We start from the raw sequence: 20726 nt of genomic DNA, 5'->3' as shown, positions 1-20726 counted from the left end.
ATGATGGAGATCACTCCCCGCCCGCTGCACCGGGCACTGGCCGAATCCGCCGCCCGCCACCCGGAGCGCCCCGCGGTGGTGGCGCCAGGCTGCGGCACGCTCGACTACCGCGAACTCGAGGCCTTGTCCGCGCGCGTGCGCGACCGCCTGGCCGCCATGGGCGTGCGCCCCGGCGACCGCGTCGGCATCCATCTGCGCAAGTCGATCGACGCGGTCGCCGCGCTGTTCGGCATCCTGCGTGCCGGTGCGGCCTACGTGCCGGTCGACCCCACCGCGCCGGCCGCGCGCAACGCCTACATCCTGCACAACTGCGCGGTGCGCTGCGCGCTGGTGGAAGCGGCGCGCGCCGACGGCCTGCGCGCCGAGTTCGACGCCCTCGGCAGCCCACCGCCGGCGCTGATCCTGGTGGACGAACCGGGCGCGGGCGAGGCGCTGGCGCGCGCGCTGGACGCGGCCGACGCCGCATCGCCCGCCGCGCCGGTGGCCGACGCCGACAGCGGCGCGGACGCGCTCGCCTACATCCTGTACACCTCGGGCTCCACCGGCAAGCCGAAGGGCGTGATGCTCTCGCATCTGAACGCGGTGAGCTTCGTCGACTGGTGCTCGGCGCTGTTCGAGCCGAGCGAAAAGGACCGCTTCTCCTCGCACGCGCCCTTCCACTTCGACCTCTCCATCCTCGACATCCACGTCGCCATCAAGCACGGCGCCGCGCTGGTGCTGATCCCCGAGGACAAGGGCAAGGACCCGCTGCACCTGGCGCAGCTGATCGAGGCCGAGCGCATCAGCGTGTGGTATTCGGCGCCCTCCATCCTCAGCCTGATGGCGCAGTTCGGCAACCTGCCCGCGCACGACTGCTCATCGCTGCGCCTGGTGCTGTTCGCCGGCGAGGTCTTCCCGGTCAAGCACCTGCGCACGCTGTGCGCCCAGCTGCCGCGCCCGCGCTACTACAACCTCTACGGCCCCACCGAGACCAATGTGTGCACCTGGTATGAGGTGATCCCGCCGGTGCCGCCCGAGCGCACCGCCCCCTATCCGATCGGCAAGGTCTGCGAGCACCTGCGCGACCGCGTCGTCGACGAGCACGACCAGCCGGTCGAGGCGGACGGCGAGGGCGAGCTGTGCATCAGCGGCCCCGGCGTGATGCAGGGCTACTGGGCGCTGCCCGAGAAGACCGCGCAGGGCTTCCTGATCGACCCCGACGGCACGCGCTGGTACCGCACCGGCGACATCGTCGTGGCCGGCGCCGACGGCCGCTACGTCTACCGCGGGCGGCGCGACCGCATGGTCAAGCGGCGTGGCTACCGCATCGAGCTGGGCGAGATCGAGTCCGGCCTGTACCGCCATCCGGCGATCGAGGAGGCCGCCGTGGTCGCCCTGCCGGACGCCGACGAGGGCGTGCGCATCACCGCCTTCCTGAGCAGCAAGAGCGGCGAGCGCCTGTCGCTGATCGCGCTGCGGCGCTTCTGCGCCGAGCAGATGCCGCTGTACATGATCCCGGACCAGTTCGCCTGGATGGACGCGCTGCCGCGCACCTCCACCGACAAGACCGACTACCAGCGGCTGAAGGAGAGCGCCTGATGGACTTCGCCTACAGCGACGAGCAGAAGGCGCTGCGCGAGAACACCATCCGCTTCGCGCGCGAGGCGCTCAACGACGAGCTGATCGAACGCGACCGCGCGCAGCGCTTCCCCCGTGAGCTGTGGCGCGAATGCGCGCGCGTCGGCATCCAGGGCCTGCCGGTGCCCGAGGAGTACGGCGGCACCGGGCTGGATGTGCTGTCCACCGCGATCGTGCTCGAAGCCCTGGGCTACGGCTGCCGCGACGGCGGGCTGGTGTTCTCGCTCTCGGCCCACCTGCTCGCCTGCGTGGTGCCGGTGTGGCGCCACGGCAGCGAGGAACAGCGCCGCCGCTACCTGCCCGCGCTGTGCGACGGCAGCCTGGTCGGCGCACACGCAATCACCGAGGCCGGCTCGGGCTCCGACACCTTTTCGATGCGCACCCGCGCGCGGCGTGACGGCGAAGGCTGGCGCCTCGACGGCAGCAAGACCTTCATCTCCAACGGCCCGGTGGCCGACCTGGCGGTGGTGTTCGCGCTCACCGACGCGGACAAGGGCTTCCACGGCGGGGTCACCGCCTTCCTGGTCGAGGCGGGCACGCCCGGTTTCTCCTGCGGGCAGAAGTTCGACAAGCTCGGCCTGCGCACCTCGCCGGTGGGCGAGCTGGTGTTCGACGACCTGTTCCTGCCCGACGCCGCGGTGCTCGGCCAGATCGGCGGCGGCTCGGCGGTGTTCGCCACCGCGATGGACTGGGAGCGCTGCCTGCTGGTGGCCGGGCACCTGGGCATCATGGAGCGCCTGCTGGAGACCTCGGTCAGCTATGCGCGCACCCGCCAGCAGTTCGGCCAGCCCATCGGCAAGTTCCAGGCCGTGGCCCACCGCATCGCCGACATGAAGGTGCAACTGGAGGCCGCCCGCCTGCTCGCCTACCGCGCCGCCTGGCGCCTGGACCACCTGCGCAACGCCTCGCTGGACGCGGCGATCGCCAAGCTCGCGGTGAGCGAATCGCTGCTCAAGGCCGCGCTCGACACCGTGCACCTGCACGGCGGCTACGGCTACATGGTCGAGTACGAGGTCGAACGCGCGCTGCGCGACGCAGTCGGCGCGACGATCTACTCCGGCACCTCGGAGATGCAGCGCAACATCATCGCGCGCTGGCTGGGACTCTGATCCCTCCGTAGGAGCGGCCTTGGCCGCGATACGGCGTCCGTTCCTGCGCAGCCCGCATCGCGGCCAAGGCCGCTCCTACCGGCGGCAGCACGGCATGCAGCGCGCGCTTTTGCGATAATCGACCGGCGTGCCCCCGTATTCCGTCGATCTTTCCGCCTCCGGTGAATCCATGACTCCCACCCGCGTCGTCCTCGTCGGCGGTACCGGCTTTGTCGGTAGCGCCATCGCCAATCGCCTGTCCGCCGCCGGCGTCGGCGTGCTCGTTCCCACCCGGCGGCGCAGCCGCGCCGCCCACCTGCTGTTACTGCCTACCGTGGAAGTGGTCGAGGCCGACGTCCATGACCCCGCCACCCTGGCCCGCCTGTTCGCCGGCGCCGATGCGGTGGTGAACCTGGTCGGCGTGCTGCATTCGCCGCCGGGCCGGCCCTGGGGGGTGGCCTTCGAGCGCGCCCATGTGGAGCTGCCCAAGCGCATCGTCGCCGCCTGCGACGCCGCCGGCGTACGCCAGCTGGTGCATGTAAGCGCGCTCGGCGCGGACGCCGACGGCCCCTCCGAATACCAGCGCTCCAAGGCCGCCGGCGAAGCCGCGGTACGCGCGGCGCGCTGCGCGTGGACTCTCCTGCGGCCTTCGGTGATCTTCGGCCACGGCGACAGCTTCCTCAACCTGTTCGCCGGCCTCGCCCGCATCTTCCCGCTGCTGCCGCTGGCCGGTGCCAATGCTCGCTTCCAGCCGGTGTGGGTGGAGGACGTCGCCGACGTGGTGTGGCGCAGCCTCACCGATCCGGCCGCCGCCGGGCAGACCTGGGAGCTGGCCGGCCCGCACGCCTACACCCTGCGCGAGCTGGTGCGCTACGTATCCACGCTGGTCGGCCATCCGCGCCCGGTGCTGGCACTGCCCGAGGCGCTGGCCATGCTGCAGGCCCGCCTGATGGAGCTGGCCCCGCAGCCACTGATGAGCCGCGACAACGTGCGCTCGATGCGGGTGGACAACGTCACCGGCGGCGCGCCGCTGCCTTTCGGCCTGGAACCCACGCCGCTGGAAGCCATCGCGCCGCTCTGGCTGGGCAAGGCCGGCACGCGCGCGCAGCTCGATCCCTTCCGCCGCAACGCCAACCGGATCGGCCGCTGATGCGCTGCTACGTGGTCGGCGGCGCGATCCGCGACGAGTTGCTGCAACTGCCGGTGAAGGACCGCGACTGGGTGGTGGTCGGCGCCACCCCGGAGGTGATGCTGGCGCACGGCTTCCGCCCGGTGGGCAAGGACTTCCCGGTATTCCTCCACCCCGAGACCCAGGAGGAGTACGCGCTGGCGCGCACCGAGCGCAAGACCGGCCACGGCTACAAGGGCTTCGCCTTCCACGCCGCACCGGACGTCACGCTGGAGGACGACCTCGCGCGCCGCGACCTCACCATCAACGCCATCGCCCGCGGCGAGGACGGCAACCTGGTCGATCCCTACGGCGGCCAGCGCGACCTCGCCGCGCGGGTGTTCCGCCACGTCAGCCCGGCCTTTGCCGAGGACCCGGTGCGCATCCTGCGCGTGGCGCGCTTCTCGGCGCGCTTCGCCGACTTCTCGCTGGCACCCGAAACCCTGGCGCTGATGCGTGCGATGGTGTCCGAGGGCGAAGTCGACCACCTGGTGGCCGAGCGCGTGTGGCAGGAACTCGCCCGCGGGCTGATGGAGCAGGCCCCCTCGCGCATGATCCGCGTGCTGCACGAGTGCGGCGCGCTGGCGCGCATCCTGCCCGAACTCGACCGCCTGTTCGGCGTGCCGCAGCCGGAGAAATACCACCCCGAAGTCGACACCGGCGAGCACGTGCTGCGGGTGATCGACCGCGCGGCGGCCACCGAACAGCCGCTGGCGGTGCGCTGGGCCTGTCTGCTGCACGACTTGGGCAAGGGCGACACCCCGGCCGACATCCTGCCCCACCATTACGGCCACGAGGCGAAGAGCGCACGGCGCGCGCGCGAGGTCTCCGAGCGCCTCAAGGCGCCCGCCGAATGCCGCGAGCTGGCCGAACTGGTCGCCCGCGAGCACGGCATCATCCCGCGTGCCGCCGAACTGCGCCCGGAGACCATGGTGAAGCTGCTCGAACGCGCCGACGCGCTGCGCCGCCCGGAGCGTTTCGAGCAGGCGCTGGCCGCCTGCACCTGCGACTACCAGGGCCGCCCCGGCTTTGAATCGCGCGACTACGCCCCCGCCGTGCGCTGGCGCGCGGCGCTGGCCGCGGTGCAGGCGGTGGACGCCGGCGCGATCGCGCGTGCCTGCGAGGATCGCAGCCAGATTCCGGTGCGCATCCATGCCGCGCGGGTCGCCGCGGTCAAGGCCCTGGCGACAAGCTAAAGCGCTCGCTTTCCGCTCACTCCACCGTGATGCTGATGCGCTTCGACATCACCGGCGGATCGTGCGGCACGTGCAGGTGGTCGCCGAGCAGCAGTTGCAGTTCGTGACGGCCGGGCGGCAGGTCGAGCTTGACCTCGGTCTGCCCGCCGCCGAAGTGGCGGTACTGCTCGGAGGACGGCACCGGCTGGTCCATTGGCGGCAGCGGCGCATCGATGATCAGGTGATGGTGGCCGGTCTTCTGCATATCCACTCCGGCCGGCGCCACCCCCATGCCACGCAGGCCGAAGCGCACGACGACGGGGTTGCGCACGGTGGCGCCGTCGGTCGGCGCGATGAAGTACAGCTCCGCCCCCTCGGGCGCCGGCGAGCGCGCCCCGGCAGCCGGTGCCAGCGCCAGCAGCAGCGCCGCGCCGCAGATGGCCAACGCGCGGTGCGGGAAAACGGATCCCTTGTTATTCATGGTGTCGTCTCCTGTCGGGTGGTCGGGAGGCGGCGCCGGCTCCGCCGGCCGGACACTCCCGCTGAAGTATAGACAGCGCGCCGGCTGCCGCCCGGGACACCGCGGTGAGCGGAATCCCGCCTTGTTTGCTGCACTGCGGTGGTGTTAAAAGTCGGACGGACTGCCATTCCGTCCGCGCCATGCCCAAGCTGCCCCCCCCGACCGCCGCGACCCGTCCCGCTCCACCGTCGCTGGCCGAACGCATCGCCCTGCTGGCGCGCCACCTGCCCGAGAGCCTGTGGCTGGTCGATGTTGCCGAGCGACGGGTGATCTACGCCAACGACGCCTACGAACAGGTGTGGAACGCCTCGCGCGAGCTGCTGTTCACCGACCGCTTCGACTGGCTCAACCACGTGCACCCTGACGACGCCGACCGGCTGCGCGCCACGGTGCGCCGCCACCCGCACGGCGGCATCGACACCCGTTTCCGCCTGGCCGGCGACGATGCGCAGCCGCACTGGCTGCACATGAAGAGCTTCGCCATCGGCGACGGACCGCGGCCGCACACTATCGGCGGCATCGCCTTCGACGTCACCGACGTGCTCGCTGCCGAGGCGCGCGCCCAGCACCTCACCCACTTCGACGCGCTGACCGGGCTGGCCAACCGCAACCGCTTCCGCGAGCAGGCCTGCGAGGCACTGCGCAGCGCCGAGCGCCACCGCCGGCGGGTGGCGGTGCTGTGCCTGGGGCTGGACAACTTCCAGTCCATCAACGAGAACCTGAGCTACAAGGTGGGCGACAGCGTGCTGGAGATCCTCGCCCACCGCCTGCGCGGCCACCTGCGCGCCGGCGACCTGGTCGGCCGGCTGGGCGGCGCACAGTTCGGCTTCGTGCTCAACGAGCAGGAGACGCCGTGGGACGTCTCGCGCGCCGCCCGCCGCCTGATCGAGCTGGCGGCGCGGCCGATGGTGGTCGACGGGCACAACGTCTTTCTCGGCGCCAGCGCCGGCATCGCCGAGTACCCCGAGGACGGCGGCGACTGGGACCAGCTGCTGTACCGCGCCGAGAGCGCGCTGCACGAGGCCAAGCAGGCCGGCGGCAACTGCTTCCGCTTCTTCGAGCCTTCGGCCAACGAGCTGGTGCGCGCGCGCCAGCAGGCCGAACTGGCGCTGCGCCGCGCGGTGCAGGAAGAACAGTTCGTGGTGCATTACCAGCCCAAGGTGAGCTGCCACACCGGTGCGGTGATCGGCGTCGAGGCGCTGGTGCGCTGGGCCCATCCGCAGCGCGGCCTGCTCGCACCCTCGGAGTTCATCGGGCTGATGGAGGAGACCGGCCTGGTGGTCGCGCTCGGCAACTGGGTGCTGCGCCACACCTGCCGGCAGGCCGCGCAGTGGCGTGCCGAAGGCCTGGAGCCGGTCACCGTGGCGGTGAACCTCTCCGCCCGCCAGCTGCATGATGGCGGCCTGGTCGAGCAGGTGCGCGACGCGCTGGCCGACAGCGGCCTGCCACCGGGCGCGCTGGAACTCGAGCTCACCGAGAGCATGCTGATGGAGGACGTCGAGGCCACCATCGACACCCTGCGCGCGATCCGCGCGCTCGGCGTGCGCCTGTCGGTGGACGACTTCGGCACCGGCTATTCCAGCCTCGCCTACCTGAAGCGCTTCCCGCTCGACGCGGTCAAGGTGGACCGCTCCTTCGTGCAGGACATCACCGCCGACCCGGACGACGTCTCCATCACCCGCGCGGTGATCACCATGGCCCACGCCCTGCGCCTCAAGGTGGTGGCCGAAGGGGTGGAGACCGAAGGCCAGCTCGCCCTGCTGGTCGCCAACCGCTGCGACGAGATCCAGGGCTACTACTTCAGCCGCCCGCTGCCCGCCGACGAGCTGGCCGCGCTGCTGCGCGCCGGCCGCACGCTGCCGCAGCACCTGCTGCATCCCGGCGACCGCGAGCGCACCGTGCTGCTGGTGGACGACGAGCCTCACATCCTCGCGGCGATGCAGCGCATCCTGCACCGCGAGGGCTACCGCATCCACAGCGCCGCCGGCGCGGCCGAGGGCCTGGAAGTGCTCGCCGCCCACCCGGTGGACGTCATCGTCACCGACCAGCGCATGCCGGGCATGAGCGGCGTGGAGTTCCTGCGCCGCGCCAAGGTGCTCCACCCCGAGACCATGCGCATCGTGCTGTCGGGCTACACCGACCTGCAGACGGTCACCGAGGCGATCAACGAGGGTGCGGTGTACAAGTTCATCACCAAGCCCTGGGAGGACGAGCAGCTGCGCGGCAGCATCGCCGAGGCCTTCCGCCAGAAGGAGCTGGCGGAGGAGAACCGCCGCCTGTCGATGAGCGTGCAGCTGGCCAACCGCGAGCTGGAGGACGCCAATGCGCAGTTGCGCCAGCTGCTCGCCGAACGCGACGAGCGCATCGTGCGCGACCAGGCCGCCCTGGGGGTGATGCGCGAGCTGCTGGAGATGCTGCCCTGGCCCCTGCTGGGGGTGGACGAGGACGGCCTGGTGGTGATGATGAACCAGCGCGCCGAAGCCCTGTTCGGCCCGCAGGGCGCCCTGCTGGGCATGCACGCGAGCCACCTGCTGCCCGGCGCCGCCCTGCCTGCGCTGATCGACGGCCGCGCGGACGAAGCCGCGCTGGAGCTGGGCGGCGTGCGCTACCGTGCCCGTGCCCAGTCGCTCGGCCTGAACTCGGCCGGACGCGGGCGGGTGCTCACCCTGCACGCCGGAGACACGGATGGGCACTAGACACCCTCCCGCGCAGCGCAAGCCATCGGCGGCACCCGGCGTGGACGACGACGACGGACTGGCGCGCGCCGAGCGCGAGCGCCTCCAGCGCCGTTTTGCGCTGGCCGGCGGCAGCGCGGCAAGCCGGCAGTTGTTCGACATGCTGCTCACCTATCGCCTGTCCCGTCTGCGCGGCGGGGAGGGCCGCAGGTGACGGCCGCGGCCCTCCCGTCCGACGCGCTCGCCCCGCTCACCCGCGAGGCGCTCGCCGCGCGCATCGACGCCCTGCCGGCGCTGCCCACCGTGGCCAGCGGCCTGTTGCGCGGGTTCGACGACCCGGATGTCGACACCGCCCAGCTCGCCCGCCAACTCGCCGCCGACCAGTCGCTGGCGGCGCGCGCGCTGCGCGTGGCCAACTCGCCCTTCTACGGCCTGCCCGGGCGGGTCGAATCCATCCGCGAAGCGATCATGGTGCTCGGCCTGCGGGCGGTGCGCTCGCTGGTGTTCTCCGCCGCGGTGGTCCGCACGCTCTCGGCGACGCAGACCGCCGCGCCCTTCGATGCCCTATCCTTCTGGCGGCACGGGGTGGCCACCGCGGTGGCGGCACGCCACCTCGCCCAGCATGCGGGATGCAGCGCCGACACCGCCTTTACCGCCGGGCTGCTGCACGACGTGGGCAAGCTGGTGCTGGCGGTCACCTGCCCGCAACACTATGCTGCCGCCCTGGCCTGGCAGCAGCAGGCGAACTGCCTCACGAACGAGGCCGAGCAGCAGGTGATGGGCCTCACCCATGCCGACGCCGGCGCGCTGCTGGCCGAACGCTGGGGCCTGCCGGCCGCCATCGGCGCGGCGGTCGCCCACCACCACCACCCTGGCGAGGCCGCGCGCCAGCCGCTCGCCGCGGTGGTCTGCGCGGCCAACGTGCTGGCCCACGGCCTCGGCCTGGCCGACGGCGGCGACGAGTCAGTGCCGCCGCTGGACGATGCGGTGTGCGCAGCGCTGAAGCTCGACTGGGCACGCCTGGGCGGCGCGCTCAGCCGCATTGAGACCGAGTTCGAGGACACCCTCAATGCGCTCATCGACTGAACCCCCGGCGGGTGCCGATGAGGCGATGCGGGCGGTGGGCCTGCCGGCCCACCCCGACGCCGAGTTGTTGCTGTCCCACCTGCAGGTCAGCGTGGCCGACGACGCGGGCCGCATCCTCTACGTCAACCGTCGCTTCTGCGAAGCCAGCGGCCATGCGCCCGAGGAGCTGGTCGGCCAGTCCTACGCCTGCATCGCCAGCGGCCGCCATTCGCCAGCCTTCTTCCGCGAACTGTGGGACACCCTGCGGGCCGGCTTCACCTGGCACGGCGAACTGTGCAACCGGCGGCGCGACGGCTCGGAGTTCTGGGTGGAACTCACCGCGGTGCCGCTGCCGGCCGCCGACGGCCTGCCGCAGCGCTTCGTCGGCATCGGCACCGACATCACCCGCGTGGTGGAGGCCGAGCAGCAGGCGCGACGCAGCGAGACACGCTTCCGCGGCCTGGCCGAGACCATCAGCGCCGCGGTGATCCTGCACCGCGGCGGGCCCTTGCTCTACACCAACCGCGCGCTCGAGCGGATCAGCGGCTACAGCCGCGACGAGTTGCTGCGCATGAGCATCTACGACCTCGCCCACCCCGCGGTGCACGACGAACTGCGCCGGCGTGCCGAGAAGCGCATCAGCGGCCAGGACGGCGAACCCGAGACCTACGAGACCCGCATCCTCACCAAGGACGGCCAGGTGCGCTGGCTGGAGATCTCCGCCGCCCACATCGACTACGAGGGCGGTGGCGCCGCGCTCGGCACCGCGATCGACGTCACCGAGCGCAAGCGCGCCGAAGCGGCGCAGCGGCACATGCAGCAGGTGCTGCGGCAGATCATCGACGGCGATCCCGTGCCCACCTTCGTGATCGACGCCAACCATGTGGTCACCCACTGGAACGCCGCCTGCGCACTGGTCACCGGCGTGGCGGCCGGCGAAGTGGTGGGCACGAAACGGGCCTGGGCGGCCTTCTACGAACGCGAGCGTCCGGTGCTCGCCGACCTGATCGTCGACGGCAGCATCGACACCCAGATCGACACCTACTACCACGGCCACAGCCACCGCCGCTCGGCGGTGATCCCCGGCGCCTTCGAGGCGGAGAGCTTCTTTCCCGAGTTCGGCGAAGGCGGCCGCTGGCTGTTCTTCACCGCCGCGCCGCTGCGCGATGCCGCCGGGCGGGTGGTCGGCGCCATCGAGACCCTGGTCGACATCACCGAGCGCAAGCAGGCCGAAGCCTCGCTGCAGCGCGCCCATGCCGAGCTGGAACACCTGGTCGAACGGCGCACCGCCCAGCTCGCGCAGGCCAACGCGGCGCTGGAAGAGGATGTGCTCAAGCGCGAGGCCTCGGAAGCCGAACTGCGCCGGCGCAACGACGAGCTGCAGCGGGTCAACCAGCGCCTGCAGCAGGCCCAGGAGCAGCTGCTGCAATCGGAGAAGATGGCCTCCATCGGCCAGCTCGCCGCAGGCGTGGCGCACGAGATCAACAACCCGATCGGCTTCGTGCAGTCCAACCTCGGCACCCTGGAGCGCTACCTGGCAGACCTCGGCAGCGTGATCGCCGCGCTGGACGCCGCGGCGGCGCAACTGCCCGCCGAGCACCCGGCCGCGCGCGCGGTGGCGCGTGCCAAGCAGGACAGCGATTTCGATTTCCTGCAGGAAGACCTGCCGCTGCTGCTGCAGCAATCGCGCGAAGGCATAGACCGGGTGCGCAAGATCGTGGCCGACCTGAAGGACTTCTCCCGCGTGGACAGCGGCCAGGACTGGCAACTGGCCGACCTGCGGCGCGGCATCGAGTCCACGCTCAACATCGTCAACAACGAGATCAAGTACCGCGCCGACGTCAGGCTGGAGATCGGCGAACTGCCGCAGCTGGAATGCCTGCCTTCGCAGCTCAACCAGGTCTTCCTCAACCTGCTGGTGAACGCCGCCCAGGCCATGCCCGACGGACGCCGCGGCACCATCACGCTGCGCGGCGGCCACGACGACGACCGACTGTGGATAGAGGTGGAGGACGACGGCAAGGGCATCGCCGCGGAACATCTGGGGCGCATCTTCGACCCCTTCTTCACCACCAAGCCGGTGGGCAAGGGGACCGGCCTGGGTCTGTCGCTGTCCTACGGCATCGTGCAGAAGCATGGCGGAAGCATCGAAGTGCGCAGTATGCCGGGGACGGGCACCTGCTTCCGTGTCATGCTTCCCCTGCGCCGCGGGGAGGCCGCCGACGCCTGAACGCGGCGACAAGCGCGCGCCGCGGGCGGCGCGCAGGGAAGGAGCTGGCAAGATGCAGATCGAACAACTGAGCTGGCGCAGCGCCGGCGGCTGGCGGACCGAGCGCGGCGCCCTGGACGGCGACGCCGACCTGGTGCTGGCATTCGGCGCCCGCGCCCTGCTCGACGCCGCGCGCCACGCCGAACTGGCCGCGCGCTATCCGCGCGCGCGGCTGCTGGGCTGCACCACCGCCGGCGAGGTGTGCGGCGACGCGGTCGAGGACGACTGCATCGTCGCCACCGCGGTGCGTTTCGCGCACAGCCGGGTGGCGCTGGCGCGGGTGGAGCTCGCCACCGCAGGCGACAGCGCGGCGGCCGGCCGGACGCTTGCCGCGCAGTTGCCGGCCGCAGGCCTGGTGCATGTGTTCGTGCTGGCCGACGGCCTGCAGACCAATGGCACCGAACTGCTAGCCGGGCTGACCGGCGCGCTGCCCGCCGGGGTGGCGGTCACCGGCGGGCTGGCCGGCGACGGCACCGCCTTCGCCGAGACCGGCGTGCTGGCCGACGCGCCACCCGCCAGCGGCGTGGTGGCGGCGCTGGGCCTGTACGGCGAACGCCTGGCGGTCGGCTACGGCTCGCTCGGCGGCTGGGACAGCTTCGGTCCCGACCGGGTGGTCACCCGCGCCGAAGGCAACGTGCTCTACGAGCTCGACGGCCAGCCGGCGCTGGACCTGTACAAGCGCTACCTGGGCGAGTTCGCCGACGGCCTGCCGGCCAGCGGCCTGCTGTTCCCGCTCGCCCTGCAGACGCCCGGCCAGGGCGGCAACGGGCTGGTGCGCACCATGCTCGCGGTGGACGAGACCCAGGGTTCGATGAGCTTCGCCGGCGGCATCCCCACCGGCGCCCATGTACGCCTGATGAAGGCCAACTTCGAGCGCCTGGTCGAGGGCGCCGAGGGCGCCGCCCGCTCCAGCCGCGAGCGTCTCGGCGAGGCCCCGGCCGAACTCGCGGTGCTGATCTCCTGCGTGGGCCGCAAGCTGGTGCTGCAGCAGCGCATCGACGAGGAGATCGAAGGCGTGCGCGACGTCCTCGGCCCGCAGCCGGTGTTCTGCGGCTTCTATTCCTACGGCGAGATCTCGCCGTTCACGCCCACCGCGCGCTGCGAACTGCACAACCAGACCATGACCATCACCACGCTCGCCGAACGCTGAGAACCCCGCATGGCACCACCAGAGCCTCCACGCGAAGACAGCCCCCGCCCGCTGCACCCCCTGCTCGCCCGCCAGCTGCGCCGCCACCTGGGCGAATCCGCGCCAGCCCCCGCCGAACCCGCGGCATGGACGCGCTTCCTGACCGCGGTGAGCGACGCCTACGAGCAGTTCGACCGCGACCGCCGGATGACCGAGCATTCGCTGGAGCTGATGTCCGAGGAGCTCAACCAGCGCAACGACGAACTGCGCCGGGAGCTGGCCGAACGCCGCGACGCCGAGGCCGCGCTGGAGCGCGAGAAGGCCGAACAGGCGGTGCTCATCGAACGCCTGGCCGACGCCCGCCAGCAGCTCTTCCATGCCGAGAAGATGGCCTCCATCGGCCAACTCGCCGCCGGCGTGGCCCACGAGATCAACAACCCGGTGGGCTACGTGCAGGCCAATCTCGGCGCCCTCGGCAACTACGTCGACGACCTGCTGCAGCTCGCCGGACTGGTCGAAGCGCTGAGCGCCGCGCTGCCCGCCGACCACCCGCAGCGCGCCCAGGCCGAGGCCGCCTGTCGCAACCTGGACCTGCCCTTCCTGCGCGAGGACATCCCCAGCCTGATGCGGGAAACCGCCGAAGGGGTCGCGCGGGTGCGCAAGATCGTGGCCGACCTGCGCGACTTCTCCCACCCGGACTCGGGCGGTTTCACCGTGGTCGACCTGCACCAGGGCCTGCGCTCCACGCTCAACATCGTGCACAACGAGCTCAAGTACAAGTGCGAGGTCTGCACCGACTTCGGCGAACTGCCGCAGATCGAGTGCAACCCCGGGCAGCTCAACCAGGTCTTCCTCAACCTGCTGGTCAACGCCGGCCATGCGATCGCCGAGCGCGGGCGCATCGAGATCCTCACCCGCAGCCACGCAGAGCGCGGCGAGGTGTCGGTGGCGATCACCGACACCGGTTGCGGCATCGCCGCCGAGCACCTGGGGCGCATCTTCGACCCCTTCTTCACCACCAAGTCGGTGGGCAAGGGCACCGGCCTGGGACTGTCACTGTCCTACGGCATCGTCCAGCGTCACAACGGACGAATCGAAGTGGACAGCGCCCCGGGGCGCGGCAGCACCTTCCGCGTGGTGCTGCCGGTGAGCCAGCCCGCGGATGCGCCGCCCGCTTGATCGGCGCACCGCTTTGGCGCACAGTCGGCCCAACGCCATGCCCACCGCACGAGCCATGCCGACCGACCTGCTGCCCCGCACCCCGCGCCTCGACGGCACCGACCCGGAAGCGAAGCGCGCCGAGATCCTGCGCTACTTCCACGCCACCTTCGACCGCTACGAGTCGCTGTTCGGCCTGCTTGCCGAAGACGAGGCCTACTATCGCAAACCGATCAGCCTGCGCCACCCGCTGATCTTCTACCTCGGCCACACCGCCACCTTCTTCACCAACAAGTTCGTGCTCGCCGGCCTGCTCGAACAGCGCATCGACCCGAAGCTGGAATCGATGTTCGCGGTCGGCGTGGACGAGATGAGCTGGGACGACCTCGACGACGCCAACTACGACTGGCCGCCGGTCGCCGCGGTGTGGGACTACCGCCGCAAGGTGCGCGCGATGGTCGAGCAGGTCATCCGCGACACCCCGCTCACGCTGCCGATCGGCTGGGACAACCCGTTCTGGGCGGTGCTGATGGGCATCGAGCACGAGCGCATCCACCTGGAGACCTCCTCGGTGCTGATGCGCCAGCACGCGCTGCATTACCTGCGCCCGCAGCCGGACTGGGAACCCTGTCGCGAGCACGGCGCAGCGCCGGAAAATACGCTGGTGGACATCCCCGCCGGCCGTGTGCGGCTGGGGCGCGCCTTCGACGACCCCTGGTACGGCTGGGACAACGAGTACGGCCACCACGAGGCCGACATCCCCGCCTTCCGCGCCGCCAAGTACCTGACCAGCAACGCCGAGTTCCTGAGCTTCGTGGACGCCGGCGGCTACGCCGACGACAGCCTGTGGGACGAGGAAGGCCTCGCCTGGCGGCGTTACGCGCGCGCCGAGCACCCGAGCTTCTGGGTGCCCGACGGCGCCGGCTGGCGCCTGCGCCTGGTGGCCGAGGAAGTGCCCATGCCCTGGGACTGGCCGGTGGACAGCAACTGCCACGAGGCGCGTGCCTTCTGCCGCTGGAAGGCGCGCGAAACGGGGCTGCCGGTGCGCCTGCCGAGCGAGGACGAATGGCACCGCCTGTTTGATCACGCGGGCCTGGCCGACGTACCGCCCGACGCCCCGGCCTCAGCCAACCTGCATCTGGACCACTGGGCCTCGTCCTGCCCGGTGACCCGCTTTGCCCACGGCGAGCTGTTCGACGTGGTGGGCAACGTCTGGCAGTGGTGCGAGACCCCCACCTACCCCTTCGACGGCTTCCGCGTGCATCCGCTGTACGACGACTTCACCACGCCTACCTTCGACAACCGCCACAACATGATCAAGGGCGGGGCGTGGATCTCCGCGGGCAACGAGGCGCGCCACGTTTCGCGCTACGCCTTCCGCCGCCACTTCTTCCAGCACGCGGGGTTCCGCTACATCGTCAGCGACGCGCCGGTGGAGCAACCCGGCTCGCTCTACGAGACCGACGCGCTGCTCTCGCAGTACGCCGAGTTCCACTACGGCGACGAGTACTTTGGCGTGCCCAACTTCCCGCAGGCCGTGGCCCGGCTGGCCATCGAGGCCTTCGAGCGCCACCACGGCGGCCAGCCTGGCCGTGCCCTCGATCTCGGCTGTGCCACCGGGCGGGCAAGTTTCGAACTGGCGCGCTTCTTTGACGCGGTCGAAGGCGTGGACTTCTCCGCACGCTTCATCAATGCCGGGGTGCAGCTCAAGGACCACGGCGTGCTGCGCTACACCCTGCCGGACGAGGGCGAGCTGGTGTTCTATCTGGAACGCCGCCTGGATGCACTGGACCTCGCCGAAGCTGCCCCCAAAGTGGCCTTCTGGCAGGGGGACGCCTGCAACCTCAAGCCGGTGTTCGCCGGCTACGACCTCATCCTCGCCGCCAACCTGATCGACCGCCTGTACGCCCCGCGCCGCTTCCTCGCCCAGGTGCATCAACGCCTCAACCCCGGCGGGCTGCTGGTGCTGGCCTCGCCCTACACCTGGCTGGAAGAGCACACCAAGCGCGAGGAGTGGGTGGGCGGGTTCAAGAAGGACGGCGAGTCCTACACCACGCTGGACGGCCTGAAGGACGCGCTGGGCGCGCACTTCGAACTGGTCGAGGGTCCGCTCGAAGTGCCTTTCGTCATCCGCGAGACGCGGCGCAAGTTCCAGCACACGCTGTCCGAGCTCACCGTGTGGCGCCGGCTGGATTGAGTTCGGAGCGGTTCTGGACACAGATCGTGCCCGGATTCGTTGAGGCTTGATGGTCGGGGGTGGCCAGAAGGGGGTGTGGGCCGCGGCTCATGCGTGCCGAAATCGCCGCGGCCCACACCCCTCCTGGCTGGAACCGCCGCCGGCCCTCTCAAGACTGACGCGTTTTTTCCGCCCGTCGTCCTGCCACCTGCGTTCCCAGCCGTGTGGTGGAGGCGGCCGGCAACGATTTCGGCACGCATGAGGCGCCGGCCGCCTCCACCACACGGCCGGCCACCACCCCACCCACCACAAAGGACCAAGCCGCCCTAGACGCCCGCCTCAACGAGCGACAGCCGGCGCGCCATCCAGTCCTTGAAACTCTCCAGCAGCGACAGCAGCGCCGGCACGAAAAACAGCACCAGCGCCGCCGAGAAGCCGAGCCCGAAGGCGATCGAGGCGGCCATCGGGATCAGGAACTGGGCCTGCAGCGAGGTTTCGAACAGCAGCGGGGTGAGGCCGCCGATGGTGGTCAGCGAGGTCAGCAGCACCGCGCGCAGACGCCCGCAGGCCGCGCCGACCAGGGCCTCATCGAACTCCATGCCCTTGCGGTGCAGCTCCTGGAACAGGCTGACCAGGATGATGGAGTTGTTCACCACGATGCCGGCCAGGCCGAAGAGGCCGAACATCGACAGGATGGTGAGGTTGAGCCCCATCACCCAATGGCCGAAGATCGCCCCGGCGAGACCCAGCGGAATCGCCGACATCACCACCAGCGGCCAGCTCCAGGACGAGAAGGACCACACCAGCACCAGGTAGATCAGCGCCAGGCCGAGCGCCAGACCGGTGCCCATGTCGGCCATGGTCTCGCGCTGGTCGGCCGCGCGCCCCTCGAAGCTGAAATCCACGCCATGGGCGGCGGCCAGCTGCGGCAGCGCGTTGCGCGCGAGTTCGCTGCGGATCGCCTCTGCGTCGTAGCGCGCGGCGTCGATCTCGCCGCTCACTTCCACCGCCAGCCTGCCGTCGGCGTGGCGCAGGGCCTCGAAGCCGCGCCGCGCCTCCCAGCTCGCCACCGTGGCGAGCGGAACGAAGCGCCCGTCGGGCGCGCGGATGACGATGCGCTCGAAGACGTCCAGCCGGCTGCGCTCGCCGCGCGGCAGCAGCACGCGCACTTCCAGTTCGTCGCGCCCGACCTGCACCAGCTGGGCGAGGTGGCCGTCGAAGGCGGCGCGCAGCTGCCGGCCCAGGCTCTCGGTGGTCAGGCCCAGGGCCTCGCCGGCCGGGGTCAGGCGGTAGATCAGCTGCTCACGGCCGAAGGGCATGTCGTCCTCTGTGTCGGTCACCCCGGGGATGCCGCGCAGGGTTTCGGCGAGCGACAGCGCCGCGGCCTTGAGCGCTTCGGCGTCGTCGCCGGTCAGACGCACGGTGAGGTCGCGCCCCGGCGGGCCGGACTGGCGCGCGGTAAGGGTGAGCTGCTCCAGTCCGGTGGTCGGCGCGAGCTTGGCGCGCCAGGTTTCGATGAAGCTGGCGTTGCGCACCTCGCGCTCGTCCGGCGGCTGCAGCTCGACCATGATCGAGGCCAGCTGGTCGCCGGTGGCGCCGCTGCCGGCAGCGCCCAGCGTGCCGCCGAGACGGGCCACCGCGGTCTGCACCAGGCCGCCACCCAGTTCGCGGTCGGCCTCGAACATCGCGCGCTCCAGTTCGCGCAGGTAGGCCTCGGTGTGCTCGCGCGGCGTGCCGGCCACGAAGGTGGCGTTGGCGTAGAGCATCTGCGCTTCCGGCGTGGGGAAGAAGTTGAAGCCGATGCGCCCGCCGGCCAGCAGCCCCACCGCAAGGATCATCAGCCCGAGGCTGATCGCCACGGTGGCGCCGCGCCAGGCCAGCGCGAGGGTCACCAGCGGACGGAAACGCTGCTCGCGGAAGCGCTCGAAGCCATCGTCGAGCCGGCGGCGCAGCGGCGAGACGCGGCGGGCGGCCTCACCGGCGAGCGCGCCGCGCAGGTGGGCGGGAAGGATCAGGAAGCTCTCCAGCAGCGAGGCGGTGACCACCATGATCATCACGAAGGGGATGTCGCCGAGGATGTTGCCGATCACCCCGCCGACCAGCATCAGCGGCAGGAAGGCGGCGACGGTGGTGAGCGAGGCGGCGATCACCGGCCCCAGCATGCGCCGTGCGCCGCCCAGCGCGGCGTGCTCGGGCTCCTCACCCATGCGCCGGTGGGTGTCGGCGTCCTCGCTGACCACGATGGCGTCGTCCACGATGATGCCCAGCGCCATGATCAGCGCGAACAGGCTCATCATGTTCACCGTGCCGCCGAACACCAGCATCAGCCCCAGGGTGGCGAGGAAGGCGGTGGGGATGCCGACCATCACCCACAGCGCGACGCGCGCCGGCAGGAACAGGTAGAGCACCGCCACCACCAGCAGCAGGCCGGACAGGCCGTTGTTCACCAGCAGGCCGATGCGGTCGCTGATCAGCTCCCACTGGGCGTCGAACACTTCCAGGCGCACCGAGGGCGGCAGGGTCGGGCGGGTGCGCGCCAGCCAGTCCTCCAGTACCTGTGCGGCGCGCAGCGAATGGCCGGATTCGGCGCGCTGCAGGGTCATCTCCACCACCGCGTCGCCACCCTCGGACAGCTCCAGGCTGCCCGGGCGCGGCTCGCGGGTGATGTGGGCGATCTCGCCCAGGCGCAGCAGGCCGTCGGTGTCGCTGACCAGCGGCAGGCTGGCGAAAGCTTCGGCGCTGCGACGCTGCTCCAGGCCGCGGATCTCGCGCGCGCCGTCGGCCTCGCCAGCCACCCCGGCGGGCACGTCACGCGCCAGCTGGGCGACCCGCTCGCCGACGTCTACCAGCGACAGGCCGAGTGTTTCCAGCGCCGCCGAGGGAATCTCGATGGCGATGCGCTCTTCGGGCAGGCCGGTGAGCGTCACCCGGTCGATGCCGGCGGAGAGCAGTTCGCGCTCGAACTGGCGCACCCAGGGGCGCAGTTCCTCCACGCTGTGCCCGCGCACCAGCAGGCGGGCAATCGGCTCGTAGCGCGCCACCCGGCTGACCTGCGGGGTCTCGGCGTCGCGCGGCAGGTTGCGGAACTCGTCCACGCGCTGGCGCACCTGGTCGAGCGCCAGCAGCGGGTCGGTGCCTTCCTCCAGTTCCAGGGTGATGCTGGACACCCCCTGCGCGGAGGTGGAGCTCATCTTCTTCAGCCCGTCGACGTTCTTCAGGCGTTCTTCCAGCGGCGCGGTGATGCCGGTTTCCACGTCCTCGGAGGCCGCGCCGCTCCACACCACGCGCACGCTGATCACGTCCAGTTCGAAGGGCGGGAAGAACTGCACGTTCATGCGGGTGACGCCGATCACCCCGAGCACGAAGGCCAGCAGCATCAGCACATTGGCCGCCACCCGGTGGCGGACCAGCATGGGCAGCAGGCCGTGCTTCATTGCGCGGCCGCCTGTGCAGCCCGTGCGGCGGTACCGCCGTCCACCACCTCGACCGCCAGGCCGTCCAGTGCATTGGGCAGGTGGGTGGTCATCACCGGCGCCTCAGGCACAAGGCCTTCGGCGCGTACCAGCAGGCGAACCTGGCCGCCGTCGCGGCGCTCGCCCAGGCGGCTCACCCGCACGCCGGCCAGGCGCCCGTCGCGCACCTGGTAGATGCGCTCGCCGCCATGCAGCGCGGAGAACGGCAGGCTGTACACGCCCTGCAGGGCGGGACGCTCGAGCACCGCATTGACGAAGGCGCCGACCGGCACCGCGACCGACTCGTCCAGGCGCAGCAGCACATCCACGCCGCGCGCGTCGGCTTCGCCGGCGATGCGTTCCAGGCGGGCGTTCAGACGGCTGGCGCCGAACTCGGCGGTCGCGCCGAGCGCCTCACCGGCGGCGAGCGCACTGCGCAACTCTTCTGCATAGATCGCCGGCACGCGGGCGCGCAGGAACAGGGTGTCGGACGAGTAGAGCGTGAGCAGCGCCTGCCCGGCCTGCAGCTGGTCGCCGGCCGCCACCTGCACGGTGCCGATGCGCGCGTCGAAGGCGGCGCGGATCTCGCCGCGCGACGCATCGCGCTCGACCTCGGCAAGCTTTGCCTGCAGCTGCGCAAGGCGGGCGGGATGCTCGCGGATCGACTGCTCGCGCTGGGTCAGCGACAGGCGTACGCGGGCCAGCTCCTCGCGCGCCTGGTCGAAGGCGCTCTCGGCGCTGAATCCCTTGTTCTTGAGGCGCTCGAAACGCGCCACCTTGGCCTCGGCCAGCGCCAGCAGCGCACGCTCCTGCTCGATGGCCTGCAGGTCGGCACGCTGGCGGATCTGCTCGCGCTCGATGTCGGCACGCGCCTGCGCCACCCGCGGCTGCAGGTCGCGCGGGTCCAGCCGCGCCAGCACGGTGCCGGCCGCGACCCGCTCGCCGTCGCGCACCCGCACTTCCAGCACCCGCGCGGACACCGGTGCCGCGGCACGCACCTGGTCGGGCGCCTCGACCCGGCCATAGAGAGTCAGCGTGGGGCGCGCGGACACCGGCTGCAGGTGTTCGGCGGCGACCCGCCAGATGCGCTCGCGCGCTTCGACCGGCGGCGGCGCGGGGCGAGTGGCCTTGAGTACCAGAAAGCCCGCGATCGCGAGCACGACTATCCCCACTGCAGCCAGACGCCGACGCATGTTGTTCCCGATTCCAGTCAATGTAGAAGACGCGCAGCGTC

Annotated in this window: 14 protein-coding genes; 11 read left to right on the top strand and 3 right to left on the bottom strand. The window is 71.3% G+C overall.

From position 1 onward, the window contains the following. The 4 genes from IAI53_RS13460 to IAI53_RS13445 all read left to right on the top strand — a co-directional run bounded on the left by IAI53_RS13460 (nucleotide 1) and on the right by IAI53_RS13445 (nucleotide 5069). The gene (locus IAI53_RS13460) at nucleotides 1-1578 is read left to right on the top strand and encodes an amino acid adenylation domain-containing protein (protein WP_222948303.1); all 1578 of its coding nucleotides are present in this window, start codon (nucleotides 1-3) and stop codon (nucleotides 1576-1578) included. Further along, entirely contained in the window at nucleotides 1578-2726 is a 1149-nt protein-coding gene (locus tag IAI53_RS13455; protein WP_187718688.1) for an acyl-CoA dehydrogenase family protein, read from the top strand. Before IAI53_RS13460 ends, IAI53_RS13455 begins: the two co-directional genes overlap by 1 nt. A 169-nt stretch (nucleotides 2727-2895) precedes the next feature. Next, entirely contained in the window at nucleotides 2896-3855 is a 960-nt protein-coding gene (locus tag IAI53_RS13450; RefSeq protein ID WP_187718687.1) for a complex I NDUFA9 subunit family protein, read from the top strand. Next, entirely contained in the window at nucleotides 3855-5069 is a 1215-nt protein-coding gene (locus tag IAI53_RS13445) for a multifunctional CCA addition/repair protein (protein WP_187718686.1), read from the top strand. Before IAI53_RS13450 ends, IAI53_RS13445 begins: the two co-directional genes overlap by 1 nt. A 16-nt stretch (nucleotides 5070-5085) precedes the next feature. Here the strand turns inward: IAI53_RS13445 and IAI53_RS13440 are convergent, their stop codons facing one another. Then, nucleotides 5086-5529, bottom strand: coding sequence for a DUF4399 domain-containing protein (locus IAI53_RS13440; protein ID WP_187718685.1), 444 nt, complete (start codon nucleotides 5527-5529; stop codon nucleotides 5086-5088). Nucleotides 5530-5708: 179 nt separating this feature from the next. Between IAI53_RS13440 and IAI53_RS13435 the strand changes: the two genes are divergently transcribed. The 7 genes from IAI53_RS13435 to ovoA are packed head-to-tail and all read left to right on the top strand — an operon-like array spanning nucleotide 5709 to nucleotide 16061. Next, entirely contained in the window at nucleotides 5709-8264 is a 2556-nt protein-coding gene (locus IAI53_RS13435; protein ID WP_187718684.1) for an EAL domain-containing protein, read from the top strand. Continuing rightward, nucleotides 8254-8457, top strand: a complete 204-nt coding sequence (locus IAI53_RS13430) for a hypothetical protein (RefSeq protein WP_187718683.1) — start codon at nucleotides 8254-8256, stop codon at nucleotides 8455-8457. Before IAI53_RS13435 ends, IAI53_RS13430 begins: the two co-directional genes overlap by 11 nt. Continuing rightward, entirely contained in the window at nucleotides 8454-9329 is an 876-nt protein-coding gene (locus IAI53_RS13425; protein WP_187718682.1) for an HDOD domain-containing protein, read from the top strand. The genes IAI53_RS13430 and IAI53_RS13425 overlap by 4 nt, the downstream gene beginning before the upstream one ends. Then, nucleotides 9313-11538 carry a PAS domain S-box protein gene (locus tag IAI53_RS13420; RefSeq protein WP_225433314.1) on the top strand — a complete coding sequence of 742 codons (2226 nt, stop codon included), beginning with the start codon at nucleotides 9313-9315 and terminating at the stop codon, nucleotides 11536-11538. The genes IAI53_RS13425 and IAI53_RS13420 overlap by 17 nt, the downstream gene beginning before the upstream one ends. Before the next feature lie 52 nt (nucleotides 11539-11590). Continuing rightward, nucleotides 11591-12727: an FIST signal transduction protein gene (locus IAI53_RS13415; protein WP_187718681.1), complete on the top strand. Its 1137-nt coding sequence runs from the start codon at nucleotides 11591-11593 to the stop codon at nucleotides 12725-12727. A gap of 9 nt (nucleotides 12728-12736) precedes the next feature. Next, nucleotides 12737-13885: an ATP-binding protein gene (locus tag IAI53_RS13410; RefSeq protein ID WP_225433313.1), complete on the top strand. Its 1149-nt coding sequence runs from the start codon at nucleotides 12737-12739 to the stop codon at nucleotides 13883-13885. Between the two features lie 37 nt (nucleotides 13886-13922). Next, nucleotides 13923-16061, top strand: coding sequence for a 5-histidylcysteine sulfoxide synthase (gene ovoA / locus IAI53_RS13405; RefSeq protein WP_222948302.1), 2139 nt, complete (start codon nucleotides 13923-13925; stop codon nucleotides 16059-16061). A gap of 305 nt (nucleotides 16062-16366) precedes the next feature. On the opposite strand, the gene IAI53_RS13400 is transcribed toward ovoA, so the two are convergent. Together IAI53_RS13400 and IAI53_RS13395 are read right to left on the bottom strand one after the other, a co-directional pair. Continuing rightward, complete coding sequence (locus IAI53_RS13400) at nucleotides 16367-19474, bottom strand: efflux RND transporter permease subunit (protein WP_187718680.1); 3108 nt, start codon at nucleotides 19472-19474, stop codon at nucleotides 16367-16369. Beyond that, nucleotides 19471-20685, bottom strand: a complete 1215-nt coding sequence (locus tag IAI53_RS13395) for an efflux RND transporter periplasmic adaptor subunit (protein ID WP_187718679.1) — start codon at nucleotides 20683-20685, stop codon at nucleotides 19471-19473. Before IAI53_RS13395 ends, IAI53_RS13400 begins: the two co-directional genes overlap by 4 nt. Nucleotides 20686-20726: the final 41 nt, after the last annotated feature.

It is taken from the genome of Thauera sedimentorum, assembly GCF_014489115.1.
GTDB lineage: Bacteria > Pseudomonadota > Gammaproteobacteria > Burkholderiales > Rhodocyclaceae > Pseudothauera > Pseudothauera sedimentorum.
Note: the sequence above shows the minus strand (reverse complement) of the source record. Positions and strands in the feature narration are given on the sequence as shown.